The 13,324-nt window shown below is 70.6% G+C and carries 13 protein-coding genes; 7 read left to right on the top strand and 6 right to left on the bottom strand.

What is annotated here, in order from left to right; all coding sequences use genetic code 11:
* Nucleotides 1–98: 98 nt before the first annotated feature.
* From ACGF0J_RS16935 to ACGF0J_RS16925, 3 genes are read right to left on the bottom strand one after another with little or no spacing between them, the layout of a single operon-like run.
* A complete protein-coding gene (locus ACGF0J_RS16935; protein ID WP_393146639.1) occupies nt 99–1,142 on the bottom strand; it encodes a PDZ domain-containing protein in 1,044 nt (347 codons plus the stop codon).
* Between the two features lie 10 nt (nt 1,143–1,152).
* Nucleotides 1,153–1,578, bottom strand: a complete 426-nt coding sequence (locus tag ACGF0J_RS16930; RefSeq protein ID WP_393146637.1) for a molybdenum cofactor biosynthesis protein MoaE — start codon at nt 1,576–1,578, stop codon at nt 1,153–1,155.
* A 23-nt stretch (nt 1,579–1,601) separates the two neighbouring features.
* Complete coding sequence (locus ACGF0J_RS16925; RefSeq protein ID WP_393147311.1) at nt 1,602–2,675, bottom strand: NAD-dependent epimerase/dehydratase family protein; 1,074 nt, start codon at nt 2,673–2,675, stop codon at nt 1,602–1,604.
* A gap of 130 nt (nt 2,676–2,805) precedes the next feature.
* Between ACGF0J_RS16925 and ACGF0J_RS16920 the strand changes: the two genes are divergently transcribed.
* The 3 genes from ACGF0J_RS16920 to ACGF0J_RS16910 are packed head-to-tail and all read left to right on the top strand — an operon-like array spanning nt 2,806 to nt 5,609.
* The gene (locus ACGF0J_RS16920) at nt 2,806–4,026 is read left to right on the top strand and encodes a zinc-dependent metalloprotease (RefSeq protein WP_393147309.1); all 1,221 of its coding nucleotides are present in this window, start codon (nt 2,806–2,808) and stop codon (nt 4,024–4,026) included.
* Nucleotides 4,023–4,583 carry an NUDIX hydrolase gene (locus ACGF0J_RS16915; RefSeq protein WP_393146635.1) on the top strand — a complete coding sequence of 187 codons (561 nt, stop codon included), beginning with the start codon at nt 4,023–4,025 and terminating at the stop codon, nt 4,581–4,583. The genes ACGF0J_RS16920 and ACGF0J_RS16915 overlap by 4 nt, the downstream gene beginning before the upstream one ends.
* Before the next feature lie 30 nt (nt 4,584–4,613).
* The gene (locus ACGF0J_RS16910) at nt 4,614–5,609 is read left to right on the top strand and encodes an endonuclease/exonuclease/phosphatase family protein (RefSeq protein WP_393146633.1); all 996 of its coding nucleotides are present in this window, start codon (nt 4,614–4,616) and stop codon (nt 5,607–5,609) included.
* 96 nt (nt 5,610–5,705) lie between these two features.
* Here ACGF0J_RS16910 and ACGF0J_RS16905 read toward each other — a convergent pair whose 3' ends face one another.
* Both ACGF0J_RS16905 and ACGF0J_RS16900 read right to left on the bottom strand, forming a co-directional pair.
* Nucleotides 5,706–6,284: a hypothetical protein gene (locus ACGF0J_RS16905; RefSeq protein WP_393146631.1), complete on the bottom strand. Its 579-nt coding sequence runs from the start codon at nt 6,282–6,284 to the stop codon at nt 5,706–5,708.
* Nucleotides 6,281–6,796, bottom strand: a complete 516-nt coding sequence (locus tag ACGF0J_RS16900; RefSeq protein ID WP_393146629.1) for a M48 family metallopeptidase — start codon at nt 6,794–6,796, stop codon at nt 6,281–6,283. The genes ACGF0J_RS16905 and ACGF0J_RS16900 overlap by 4 nt, the downstream gene beginning before the upstream one ends.
* Nucleotides 6,797–7,395: 599 nt before the next feature.
* Here ACGF0J_RS16900 and ACGF0J_RS16895 point away from each other — a divergent pair.
* The 4 genes from ACGF0J_RS16895 to ACGF0J_RS16880 all read left to right on the top strand — a co-directional run bounded on the left by ACGF0J_RS16895 (nt 7,396) and on the right by ACGF0J_RS16880 (nt 11,935).
* On the top strand, nt 7,396–8,757 hold the full coding sequence (locus tag ACGF0J_RS16895) for a thiamine biosynthesis protein ThiF (protein ID WP_393146627.1): 1,362 nt from the start codon (nt 7,396–7,398) through the stop codon (nt 8,755–8,757).
* A 56-nt stretch (nt 8,758–8,813) separates the two neighbouring features.
* Nucleotides 8,814–10,148, top strand: a complete 1,335-nt coding sequence (locus tag ACGF0J_RS16890) for an ABC1 kinase family protein (RefSeq protein ID WP_393146625.1) — start codon at nt 8,814–8,816, stop codon at nt 10,146–10,148.
* Between the two features lie 454 nt (nt 10,149–10,602).
* Nucleotides 10,603–11,094, top strand: a complete 492-nt coding sequence (locus ACGF0J_RS16885) for a hypothetical protein (RefSeq protein ID WP_393146623.1) — start codon at nt 10,603–10,605, stop codon at nt 11,092–11,094.
* Nucleotides 11,066–11,935 carry an alpha/beta fold hydrolase gene (locus ACGF0J_RS16880; RefSeq protein ID WP_393146621.1) on the top strand — a complete coding sequence of 290 codons (870 nt, stop codon included), beginning with the start codon at nt 11,066–11,068 and terminating at the stop codon, nt 11,933–11,935. The genes ACGF0J_RS16885 and ACGF0J_RS16880 overlap by 29 nt, the downstream gene beginning before the upstream one ends.
* 442 nt (nt 11,936–12,377) lie before the next feature.
* On the opposite strand, the gene ACGF0J_RS16875 is transcribed toward ACGF0J_RS16880, so the two are convergent.
* A complete protein-coding gene (locus ACGF0J_RS16875) occupies nt 12,378–12,779 on the bottom strand; it encodes a hypothetical protein (RefSeq protein WP_393146619.1) in 402 nt (133 codons plus the stop codon).
* Nucleotides 12,780–13,324 lie beyond the last annotated feature (545 nt).

Genomic DNA, 13,324 nt, shown 5'->3' with positions numbered 1-13,324 from the left:
TCGTCGTGATGAACAAACGGTCCGTGTCTGGCAACCTACACCGCTGTGCCAGCCCTAGGACTAACGTACGACGGCCGGGCGGGGTTCCGGACCGCGGATCAGCTCGTACAGGACGGCACGGCGCCCTTGCCGGTGCGCAGCGCGTCGAGCGCGGCCACGGTGTCGTGCAAGGTGTCGGCCTTGACGAGGCGCAGCCCCTCCGGCGCCGACTTCAGGGCCTCGGCGCAGTTGTCGGCCGGGGTCAGGAACACGGTGGCGCCGGCCTTGCGCGCGCCCACCATCTTCTGGGCGATGCCGCCGATCGGGCCGACCGCGCCGGACGGGTCGATGGTGCCGGTGCCCGCGATCTTCATGCCGCCGGTCAGCTCGCCGGGGGTGAGCTTGTCGAGGATGCCGAGCGAGAAGATCAGCCCGGCACTCGGCCCGCCGACGTCGCCGACGTTGATGTCGACCTCGAACGGGAACTTGTACGACGCCTGCATGGCCATGCCCACGACCGGCTTGCCGTCCTTGCCCGCCACCGTCGGCACGGCGATCTCCAACTGCTGCCTGCCCCGGGTCACGCTGAACGTGACGCTCGCGCCCGGCTTGACCGCCTTGACCGCCGCCGCCACGCCGTCGACGCCGCCGGCCGGCCTGCCGTCGACCGCGGTGACCTCGTCGCCCTTCTGCAGCTTGCCGTGAGCGGGCCGGCCCGCGTCGGTGGACACCACGGACACCACGGTCCGATAAGGGATCTTGAGCTCGGTCAGCGCGGCGGCGGTCGCGAAGTCCTGGGAGTTGGACATCTCGACCGTGTTCTCCTCCTCGACCTCCTTCTGCGACCGGGTGTCGGGGAAGATCGTCTCCTCGGGCACCACCGCGACATCGGGGTCGACCCAGCCGCGCAGCGCCGTCAGCAGATCGATCCGGCTGCTCGGCCCGCCCTGGTAGGCGACCGTCACCAGGCTCAGCGCGCCGCTCGTCGGGTAGGTCTGCCGGCCGGAGACGGAGATCACGGGCTTCTTGTCGACCATGCCGAGCGTGTTCTCCGTCGGGCCGGGGCTGAGCACCACGTACGGCACCTTCATGAGCGCGCCCACGATGCCGAGCGAGAGCACGAGAAAGCTCGCAACCAGCAGGGTCAGGGCGCGTCTCGACATGGGAACGAGCTTAAGCGCAGGCGCCGACCCACTCGGACGAGCCGTCCGCGAACATCTGGTGCTTCCAGATCGGCACCTCGGCCTTGAGATCGTCGATCAGCGTGCGGGAGGCCCTGAACGCCTCGTCGCGGTGCGGGCAGGCCACCGCGACGATCACCGCGATGTCGCCCAGCTTCAGATCGCCGACCCGGTGCACGGCCGCCAGCGCGGTCACCGGGAATCCGGCCGCCACCTTCTCGGCCACCCGGCGCAGCTCATCGGTCGCGGAGGGGTGCGCCGAGTAGGAGAGCCCGGTCACGGGCTTGCCGTGGTCCTGCTTGCGCACGGTGCCCACGAAGATCGCGGTGCCGCCCGCGCCGTGGTCGCCGACGGCGGACAGCACCTCGTCCACCGACAGCGGGGTGTCACGTATGCCGAGCAACCGGATGACGTCCACGACACGAGCCTACCGATTCGCGGTCACTGGCGGCGCTTGCGGCGTACCTGGCGCACGATCGCGGCCGTGCCGATGACGGCGACGGTCGCGCCCGCCGCGGTCAGCGTGGCCTCCTTGACCGGCAGCCGCCTGCCGACCACGGTCGTCGCCTTCTCCCGCAGCTCCAGGAGCTGCCCGAACGCCGCCTCGTTGGTCCAGGCGGGCTTCCATCCGGCCGCACGCAGGGTCGTGCAGTCGACCACCCACGGATAGACGACGTAGTGCAGGTCGGTCGCCGGGGCCGGCGTGATGCCCAGCCGGTGCAGCCGCTGCGCCGTGCCGAACGTCAGCCCGGCCGGCAGCTCGAAGCGCCGCAACCCGGACATCTCCTCGACCTGCTCCTGCTCCAGCCAGCCGTCGCAGCCCACCGCGACCACGCCCCCGATCACGCCCCGCGCGGCCAGCTCCAGCGCCGACAGCAGGTCGTCGACGTGACAGAACTGCCAGCGCGGCGAGCAGCCCTTGACCGTCAGCAGCCTCGGCGACTCGAAATGGCGGGTGATCACCGTGTCGACGCCCGGCCCCACGACCGCCGCCGGGCGCAGCACGGTCACCTCCAGCCCCGGATGGCTGCGCAGCGACCGGCGCGCCAGCGCCTCGATCTCCAGGTGGTCGCCCACCACGCCGGTGTCCGGCTCGGCCGCCACCGGGGCGTCCTCGGGCAGCGGCACATCGTTCTCCGCCGCGGCGCCGTACACCATCGCGCTCGTGACCAGCACCACCCGCCGCACCCGCGCCGCGGCGCTGGCCGTCAGGACGGTCTGCGCGGCCCTCAGGTTGTAGGCCCGGCGATCGCGCGGGTCGGAGTCGACCGCGTAGTCACCCGCCAGGTGAACCACCACGTCGATGTCGGAGATCCGGTTCGCCAAGAGCGGATCGCGGACGTCGATCACTCTCCAGGTGGCCTCCTGGACGTCTCCGCGTTCCTCGTCGATGGCCACCACCCTGCGGAAATCCGCGGAGCTCACGAGCCTCGCGAGCAACTCTCGGCCGAGGCCCGAGGCCGCGCCCGTGACGGCGACAACAGGTTGGCGCGGGCGTTTCGAGGTAGGCACCAGGTCCTCACTTTGCACTGATCCGCCGTGGGACGACTAACGTGGCGGATGTGGACTCCTCCATCCTGCACGAGGTAACGCGGTGACTGACCTGCCAGGTCGCGAAAACGACCCCAACGAAAACCCGTTCGCCATGTTCGGCAACCCCGAGCAGATGGCTCAGGCGATGCGCCAGTTCGCCGACATGCTGTCGGCTCCGCCGGGCTCCGGCCCCGTCAACTGGGACATGGCCAAGAACATCGCCCGGCACGCCGTCGTCGCCGAGGGTGATCCCAGCGTCATGGAGGGTGAGCGCCGGCAGATCGTCGAGGCGCTGCGCCTGGCCGACCTGTGGCTCGACCAGGCGACCGCGCTGCCCAGCGGCGTCGCCACGCCCCAGGCCTGGAGCCGGTCCGAGTGGATCGAGAACACGGTTCCCGTGTGGCGCACCCTGTGCGAGCCGATCGCCCAGCGCATGGTCGACACCATGGGCGGCGCGCTCGGCGGTTCCGGGCTGCCTCCCGAGGCGCAGCAGATGGCCGGGCCGCTCATGGGCATGCTCAAGCAGATGGGCGGCATGATGGTCGGCCAGCAGATCGGCCAGGCACTCAGCTCGCTCGCCCGCGAGGTGATCGGCACCACCGACATCGGCCTGCCCCTGTCCGACACGGCCGCGCTGCTGCCCGGCGGCATCGCCTCGTTCAGCCAGGGCCTGGAGCTGCCCGCCGACGAGATCCGGCTCTACCTGGCGCTGCGCGAGGCCGCCCACCACCGGCTGTTCCAGCACGTGCCGTGGCTGCGCTCCCACCTGCTCGGCGCCGTCGAGGAGTACGCCCGCGGCATCACGGTCGACACCTCCGCCCTGGAGGAGCAGATCCGCGGCCTCGACATCAGCAACCCCCAGGCCATCCAGGAGGCGCTCAGCGGCGGAGCCCTGCTCAAGCCGGAGGAGACCGAGCGGCAGAGGGCCGCGCTGGCCCGCCTGGAGACGACGCTCGCCCTCGTCGAGGGCTGGGTGGCCACCGTGGTCGGCCAGGCGGCCGAGGGCAAGCTGCCCTCCGCGGGCGCCCTCGCCGAGACCGTCCGCCGCCGCCGCGCGACGGGCGGCCCCGCCGAGCTGACGTTCGGCACGCTCGTCGGCCTGGAGCTGCGGCCCCGCAGGCTCCGCGAGGCGGCCAAGCTCTGGGAGAGCGTCAAGGACGCGCGCGGCATCGACGGGCGCGACGCGCTGTGGGGCCACCCCGACCTCATGCCGACCGCCGGCGACCTCGACGACCCCGACGCGTTCGTCCGCGGCGACTCGACGTGGGACATCTCACAGCTCGACGCCAAGCCCGACACCCCCGGCCCGGACGACGAAGGCGACAAGAGTTGACCCTGCACCGCGACGCGGTGGCCGCGCTGTCCGGCTGGGCCGCGCCCACCGAGCAGGAGGAGCTGCTGCGCGCAGAGTTCCTCGACCACCTGCGCGCCCACGACGACGCGATGCTTCGCGAGTGCGTCCCCGGCCACCTGACGGCGACCACGGCCGTGCTCTCGCACGACGGCGCCAGGGTGCTGCTCACGCTGCACCCCAAGGCCCGCATGTGGCTGCCGATGGGCGGCCACTGCGAGCCCTCCGACGCCTCCCTCGCCGCCGTCGCGCTGCGCGAGGCCACCGAGGAGTCGGGGATAGCCGGCCTGGAGCTGCTGCCCGGGCCGCTGGCGCTCGACCGGCACCGCGTCTGGTGCCACCCCCCGCACAGCTGGCACCTCGACGTCGAGTACGCCGCCGTGGCGCCCCCCGGCGCCGAGGCCGTGATCAGCGACGAGTCGCTCGACCTGCGCTGGTTCCCGGTGGACGAGATCCCCGAGCCCTCCGACGAGGCCACCCGCCGCCTGGCCGCGCGAGGCAGACAGGCGCTCATGTCCGGTTCACCCGCCCCTGGCTAGAGTTCCGTACCGTTCCACGAGGGAGGGCACGTGAACGTCTCGGCCGAGAGCCCCGTCGGCGGCACGATCGTGACCCCCGCACGCCGCCGCGGCAGGCGCGCCGGGGCGGCGCTCACCTGGATGGCCGTCACCCCGTTCGCGGCCTGGGCGGTGGCCCGGGCGGCTGGGCTCGAACGCGGATCGATCCCCACCCAGCTCATGACCGCCACACCGTACGCGGCCGCGGGCTCCCTCATCCCTCTGCTGATCGCCGCGCTCGGCCGCAGGCGCGCCGCGGCCGCGGTCGCGCTGCTCACCACCGCGGCGCTCGGCTTCAGCGTGCTGCCCCGGGCGTTCGGCTCGCCCGACACCGCCACCGGTCGCCCGCTCCGGGTGCTGACGGTCAATTTGCTGTTCGGCAAGGCCGACGCGTACCAGGTCATGGAGCTGGTACGCCGCCTCGACCCCGACGTGCTCAGCGCCCAGGAGCTCACGTTCGGCACCGTCGACGAGCTCGATGTGCTCGGGCTGAAGACCCTGATGCCGCACCGGGTGCTGGAGCCCGAGCTGAACGCCTCCGGCAGCGGCCTGTACTCCAAGCATCCGCTCAAGCCGCTGGCCGGGGTCATCCCGCAGGTCGGGCACAACATGCCGGCCGCGCGGGCGGCGTTGCCCGGTGGCGCTCCCGTCGAGATCGTGAACGTGCACCCGTACCCGCCGGTGGGGCCCGACGTCGTCGGCTGGCGGCAGGCGCTCGACGCCCTGCCGCCGGCCTCGCGCGACACCGTGCGCGTCCTGGCCGGCGACTTCAACGCCACGCTCGACCACACGCCGCTGCGCCGGGTGCTGTCACGCGGCTACAAGGACGCGGCCGCCCAGGTGGGCGCCGGGCTCATTCCGACCTGGCCCGCCAACAGGCGGGTGCCGCCCATCATCACGATCGACCACGTGCTGGTGGACAGGCGGGCAGGCGTCAAGGACGTGACCGTGCACACCGTGCCGGGCACCGACCACCGGGCGGTGTTCGCCGAACTGGCCGTCCCCTGACCGGGCCGAGCCCGTTGCCCTGAGGCGGCGCACCGCGCGACGCGCGGGACCCGCCCGTCGGGTCGCGCCGCGCTCGGCGCCGGCGCGCCCCGCGGCTCAGCGGAGCAGGGCGCGGGTGCTGTCCCACCCCTCCAACCCGGGGTCGAGCAGGCCGAGGTCGTCCCTGCCGCGCAGGCGGTGCCAGCCCGGCACCGTCGCCACCATCCGCCTGCCCGGCGCCTGGCCGCGCAGCTCGGTCACGGGATCCGGCGCGTCGAGGTCGGGCTGGGCCCAGCCGGGCATCGGCAGCCGGCAGGCCAGGGCCACGGCCCCGCCCCGCTGGTCGGGGCACACACTGATCTCGGCCCGGCCCAGCTCCCGGAACAGCTTGCCGACCAGCAACGGCGGCAGGTCGGGGGCGTCACCGCTCACCACGACGGCCTGCTCGCCCTTGAGCCGCCCGACGACGCTGCTCAGCGGCTCGTCCTCGTCGATGACCACGACTTCGGTGCCCGGCCAGACGATCTCGTCGAGACCCGTGACGCTGGTCACCAGGACGGGCGTGACCAGCTCCAGTCCGGCGACGACCTCGTAGGTGTCCTCGGCCACCGCCTCCAGCCACGTGCGCGGCTCGACGCCGTCGGGCGCCGCCGCCGCCATGCTCCGCCGTACGAGGACCGCGGCGACGCGCGTCAACACTCCTCCGGTGCGGTGTGGGCGGCCGCCGAGAAGCCCTCAAGGAATCCACGCGCCCGCTCGGCCTTCGGATACTGCTCCACGAGCGCCCAGAACTCGGGCCCGTGACTCGGCACCAGCAGGTGCGCCAGCTCGTGGATGATGACGTAGTTGATCACCCATTCGGGGAGGCCCTTGAGTCTGGTCGAGATCCGGATGGTGCCGTTGTCCGGAGTGCACGAACCCCAACGGTGCTGCTGGTTGTCGACCCATCGGACGCTCACCGGCATCGCCCTGCCGTCGAGGAACTTCGCCGACAGCTCCCGCGCGCGTTCGAGCAGGCCCTCGTCCGTCGGCCGCCGCCGGCTCTCCTTGGCGGCCAGCCGGTCGAGCATCCGGCTCACCCAGGCGTCCGCGTCCTCACCGCTGAGCCAGGCGGGCAGGAGCACGATGGTCTTGTCGCCGTCGCGGTAGGCGGAGACCGTACGCCGGCGACGAGAACTGCGACGGACCTCGACTGTCTCGGGGGGCACATATGCACGGTAGCCGACGCTCGCGGATTTCCACAGAGGTAAGAGGGTTGTTTCTGCTGGTCAGATGATTAAGACACGGTGAATTTGGGCACGCGCCTTTCCCGATGTGCGACCGGACCGTTGATCATGTGGCCCGACGTGCCGACGAGGGCCGCACGCGGCGTCCCCGGAGGCGACGCGGGTTCATGGACGTGAGACGGGGGACCGGCGAGCTTCTCCGGCCATATCGGCACCGACTCGACATTGGATCAATTGAGCTGTTGTCAGCGCCGATTTATTGACCAACCTTTTACCCCGGGGGCCGTTGCCTGCGGCGCTCCGTCCGTCGCATCGCCTCTTGCCGTCTGCGTGCTCCGTCGGATGCCTCGCCCCTTGCTGTCTACGGTGGTCCGTCCGCACGCTGTTCACCTGTGCCCGTCCGCGCGCCGCTTGCGCACTCCCGCTCGCACACGTTTGCCCACTTCCGCCGTGCAGGTCCTGCCCGCATACGTCCTCGCGCCCGGTTGAGCCATCCACAGGCGCGTCGCCAGGGGAACAGTTATCCACAGCCCGGTCAGAATCTCCGCCTGCACGCATCCGCGCGTGGAACCCTGGCGCGCATGAGGCCACGTGTCACCCCCGCACTGCGACGGATCCTCCGCGACGAGCGCACCCTTCAACTCGGCGTCCACCCCGCCAGGGCGGTCGTGCTGACCGGGCTCACCGGTTCCGTCCGGCGGTGGATCGGCGGGCTCGACGGCAGCAGGGATCTGGGCCAGGTGCTGCGCGAGGCGGCGGCCGCCGGCCTGGAGGAGTCCCGGGCCACAGCGCTGCTCGACACGCTCACCGCCAGGGGAGTGGTCCATGACGTCACCGCCACCCCGCCGACCCTGCCAGGGCTCTCTCTCGCCGAGCGCGACCGGCTCGAACCGGACGTGGACGCCCTCGACCTCGCCGCCCCCGGCCCCGTCGGCGGGCTCGCGGCCCTGCGGCGGAGGATGCAGGCGAAGGTCCGCGTCTACGGCGCCGCCCGAGTCGGAGCTCAGATCGTGACGCTCCTGGCGTCATGCGGTGTGGGAGAGATCCGCGTGATCGACCCTTCTCCGGTCCGCCCCCGCGACCTCACACCCGGCGGCCTGACCTGGCGACAGATCGGTCTGACCAGGCAAGAGGCCGCAGCGGCGGCAGCCGGCGGACTCACCTCCGGCGGTCTCACATCCGCCCCCACCGCTCGACCCGCCCACCCTGCCGGGCTCCGCCGCGGCCCCGAGGCCACCGCCTCCTCACCTCGGGAGGGCACCACTCCCCCCTCGCGTCGGGCCAGGGTGACAGGGCACGGACGCCCTCCCGAGGCGCGCGGCTCCCTGGCAGGCGCGGAAACAGCGACAAACGTGACCCCTCCCAGGCCGGCCTCCGTCCGCCGGGCGGGGCCGGTCGTGGCGCCCCCGCCCCCGCCGGGCACCCCGTCCGTAAGGGTGATCGCCGGTGCCCCCTACCTGGGAGACGGCTCGCAGCGCCCCGACCTCGTCATCCTCGCCCCTGCCGGCCCCCTGGACCTTGTGCTCGTCAATGAGCTGATGGAGCTCGGCATCCCCCACCTGCTCAGCTCGGCCTTCGAGGGGCACGGATCAGTCGGCCCTCTGGTTCTGCCCGGCCACACCGCCTGCCTCCACTGTCTCGACCTGACCAGGCGTGACGGTGATCCAGCCTGGCCTGTCGTCACCGCTCTCCTTGGGGGTTACCCTCCAGGCGAGATCGCCTGTGACACCACCCTGGCGACGTTGGTGGCAGCCACTGCGGTGGGTCATGCCTTGGCCTATCTGGACGGCCATGAGTCAGGTGTGACCAACGGCACATCCGACGTCACACCTGACTGGCGCTGGGAAAGGAGCGCCTGGCTGCCGCATCCCGAATGTCGTTGTATGCGAAACAATCGTCAATCGCTAAGAATGGTCGTGTCGCCCACCGGCGATCAGACCTGATCCGGTGCCGACCACGAAAGGGGGAGCGGCTTCTCGATGAGAAGCTGCGCATCAGTGTGAGCGATCTTCCACGTCGCGCCGTGACGCGCTCAGCGAAGCTGGCCACCCTTCCGCTCGGGTTCGCCGGCCGTGCCGCCCTGGGGCTGGGCAAGCGCATCGGCGGAAAGCCCGCGGAGACGGTCGCCCTGGAGATCCAGCAGCGCACGGCCGAGCAGATCTTCAAGGTGCTCGGCGAGCTCAAGGGCGGCGCCATGAAGCTCGGCCAGGCGCTGTCGATCTTCGAGGCCGCGCTGCCTCCGGAGATCGTCGGCCCCTATCGGGCGACGCTGACGAGGCTGCAGGACGCGGCGCCCCCGATGCCGGCCACCACGGTGCATCGGGTGCTGGCCGAGCAGTTGGGCGATGACTGGCGGGACAACTTCGTCTCCTTCGACGACCGTCCCACTGCGGCGGCCTCGATCGGACAGGTCCATCGGGCGGTGTGGCACGACGGCAGGGACGTCGCCGTCAAGATCCAGTATCCGGGAGCGGGCAAGGCGCTGCTGGGTGACTTCGCCCAGCTTGCCCGGCTCGGCAAGCTGTTCGGCGTGCTCCTGCCGGGTCTCGACATCAAAGCCGTCCTCGCCGAGCTGCGCGAGCGCGTCGCCGAGGAGCTCGACTACTTCCGTGAGGCGGAGGCCCAGCACGCCTTCGCCCGTGAGTTCATGGACGACCCCGACTTCCATGTCCCCGACGTGATCGCCGCGAACGAGATGGTGCTGGTCACCGAATGGATGGACGGCACGCCGCTGTCCCGGATCATCGCCGACGGCACCAAGGACCAACGCGACCGCATGGGCCTGCTGTTCGTCCGGTTCCTCTTCTGCTCGCCCGCGAGGGCCGGCATGCTGCACGCCGATCCTCATCCCGGCAACTTCAGAATGCTCGCCAACGGCAAGCTCGGCGTCCTCGACTTCGGCGCCGTCAACCGGCTCCCCGAGGGCTACCCCAAGGCGTTCGGCCAGCTCACTCGGATCTTCAACCAGGGCGACATGGACGCGGTGGTGGCCGGCCTGCGCCAGGAGGGCTTCATCCGGCCCGGCATCGAGATCGACCACGACGCCCTGCGCGCCTTCCTGGCCCCGTACGTCGAGCCCACAGCAGTGGAGGAGTTCACCTTCAGCCGCGAGTGGCTTCAGGCGCAGGTGTCCAGCGTCACCGACCTGCGCCCCACCAGCGTGGTGCGGCAGCTCAACCTTCCCTCCTCCTATGTGCTGATCCATCGCGTGCATGCCGCGGGTGTCGGCGTACTCTGCCAGCTCAACACCACCGCCCGCTTCCGCGACGAGGCGATCCGCTGGGTCCCCGGCTTCGCCGACGACCCCGACGACGAGCCCCTCCCCATCGGCTGACCGGTGCCGCGGTCGGCAGGCACCGCATGCCGAAGAGGCAACCGGCCGGTCAATGCCCCACTTGCCCTTCACATATCGGCAAGCGGGTGCACGCCCCGTCCGTGCGCCATGCGTCTGAGCGGGCACGCCGGGGAGGTCGCCGCGAACTGACCCGAGGCCCATCGGCGAGCAAGGCAGCCGCACTGCTGACCCGCATCGCCGTACGGCCGGCCCCGGCCGCCACCCCGCTCGCCGCACTGATGGAGAGGCGAGCCGGGCAGCGTCGTGACCCCGTTCGCGCGTGCTGGGATGACCGTCCCGTTGCTCATGCTTCCCGAGGGAATGACTGATCTCGGCGCCTCGCCCCGCCAGGACCGCCGCCGCCCAGTGGATCGTTCAGCCGGCGTGCACAGCTTGGATGACGTACAGGCTGCTACTTGACGACGAAGAGAAAGTACTTGCTATCGTACGTCAAGTGAGTGTCGCAGAACACGTGGAACTGGCACGGGAGCTGACGCGCCTGGTAGAGGTGCGGATCGTCGACCCGCTGGAGATCCTCCTGGACACCGGCGACGACGTCGGTGATGTGCGGGAGCGACTGCGGGTGCGAGCCGAGGTGTGGGCCGCGCAGTTGCTGGGGCCGGACGACCGCTCGGCGGTCATGACCTCCGCCCGGCTGATTGCAGCGCTCTTCCCCGGCGACGGGCCGTTCGATCCGCCGGACGAGTGGTGGCGCACCGCCTTCGGACGCGCAGTGGCGCGGCGGGCGGGTCATCCGGGAACAGAGGCGGTGAGCTTCACCACTGCGGCGGCGATGCTCGGCATCACCCGCCAAGGCGTCCACGACCTGGTCAAACGCTCGAAGCTCGACCGGCACCCCAGTGGCGGGGTGACGACCGCTTCCATCCGCGCCCGGCTCACCGTCCCCAAGGAGCAGCATGTCGCAGCACGACGTCACCATCACTGACCACACGATCCCGCTCGCCGTGCGTGACCACGGCGGCGACGGCCCGCCTGTCCTGCTCCTGCATGGTCTCGGCGGCACGCTGGACGCCTGGCAGGAGGTTGGGCCGCTGCTGGCGGACGCCTACCGTGTCGTCGCCATCGACCTGCGCGGCCACGGCCTGTCGGGTGACGCGCCATGGGAGTGGGACTGCGTCCTCAACGACATCGAGGCGGTGGTGGACCACCTGGAGCTCGGCGCACCCGCGATGGTCGGCCACTCGCTGGGCGGGATGCTCGCGACCTTGTGGGCGGCACGCCATCCGGAGTGCCCGGCCATCGTCAACCTCGACGGCCTGCGCTCGGCCGAGAACGACCCTGAGAACTATCCCGGCTTGGACCCGCTGCTGGTGGCCGAGGAACTGGACAAGCTGAAGGCGATGTTCGACGCCCAGGAGGCGGCGATGGCCCAGCCGCTGCTGCCCGAGCAGGTGGCCGCGCTGCCGCCGCGCGCCGTCTCCACCTCAGGTGGTGACAGCTACCTACGACCGGGTCCGCGACTCCTGGCCGCCGTCCGCTACGCGCCCCACTTCCGCGACACGATCCCGTCGCTGCCGGCGGTGCGATGTCCCGCCCTGGTGGTCCTGCCCACCCAGGACCCGCCGGGCATGCCCGGCGGCGGGCTCATGGCGGCGCTGCGTCGCGGGATACGCCGCGATCTGAGGCCGATCACCGAGGCACACCCCCACATCCGGATGGTGGAGTTGGCGGCCAGCCACAACATGGTCCAGGAGAAGCCCGGCGACGTGGCCCATCTCATCACCACGTTCTTCGAGCGGACGGGGTACGGCCAGCACCGTCGGTGACCGCTGACGAACGGTGCACGTTGCATCTGGGCAGAGACGTCTTCATCGAAGAGAGGTACGGGTCCCTGCCTGCCCTAGGGTGACATCGCGTCCTTGGCCTGACCGCATCCGACCACCCGTGGGCCGCTGACGCCAAGGGACGATCGACCATTACCGATCGCGCAGGTTACGCCCTGCCGATCATGACGGCCGTCTTACGTACGGCCCAGCCGGCCAGGAAGACGCCGAAGACCGTTTCCGCCACGCGCAGCCAGAGAGGGGTGGCTCCGCCCGCGTAGATCACCACGCCTAGCCACATCAGGCCGAATACGCCTACAAGGACGATTGCCGCCCAATTCAACCCGCGCTGCCACATACGCGCAGTCTCGCAGCCGGTACGCCAACGCCGGGTATGACTGGAGTTGTCATCCGGTCACCGTCCGTAATGTGGGAACGGGACGTCTCAGTGGGAGAGTCTGCGCCCCGTGCCGACGCAGCGGCGCAGGCGCAAGCCCCTGGCACGAGGGGCCGGCACGCCCTGCTCCAGGCGAGCCTGCAGTGCCGCCGCCGTACGCGCGTCGGCGAGAATACGGCTCACCGTCTCGCCGTCGCTGGGAAGCTGGCCGTGTTCGCCGAGTTCGTGCTTGACGAACGCCAGCGGGTCGGGAGCCCCGTCGGCCTCCGCCGCCACCGAGGCGCGGGCGGCGGTGAGCAGGCGCAGGTAGTACGTGCTCAGCATGGCCTCGCGCATGCGTGCGTGCTCCAGGTCGTCGATCAGGGTTCGGGCGACGCGCAGCAGGTCGGCGGGGTGGGTCGTCTCGTCGCTGAGGAAAGCGCGGATGTCGTCGAACTCCGAGCGGGGCATTGCGGACACCTCCGTGGTGCGCAGAGTGCTGCGTACCTAGTTCGTACCCGGGAGCGATTGCGGATGGCTTGCTGACGGCTTGCCGTCCACCCAGGTAGGAGTGCCAGGTTTGAGGAACACGTGAGAAGGGAAGAACCCCGTGATTACCTATGTGGCGCCAAGCAGGTCCACGAGACTGCTAGAGTTGCTGCTGCAGGACGGCGGGAGGCCCCAGGGGCCTCCGAGATGTCCGGCAGACCCTTTCTCTTCGGACTCACTCGAGCGATTCGCATTCACTCGAGAGGGTTGGTAAGTTAAACGGGTTGCCCTGGAGACGGGGCGGCGTTCGATTCTTGGTGGTCGATCCGGTTCGAGTCAATTTGACACGGACTTGGGAGACTGAAAAGATTAAGAACACGAAAACGGAATGAACGCCTCCGAGCGAGGCCCCGGAGAGGGTCGAGTGAGGATGTACGCGTCCGTTTCTTGAGAACTCAACAGTGTGTTAAAAGCCAGTGCATGATGCACAACCCCGTCATTTCGGTGACGGATTCCTTTTATAGCTA

Source organism: Nonomuraea sp. NPDC047897, from assembly GCF_043204415.1.
Lineage (GTDB): Bacteria > Actinomycetota > Actinomycetes > Streptosporangiales > Streptosporangiaceae > Nonomuraea.
The sequence above is the reverse complement of the archived record's forward strand: the minus strand, read 5'-3'. Positions and strand labels throughout refer to the sequence as shown.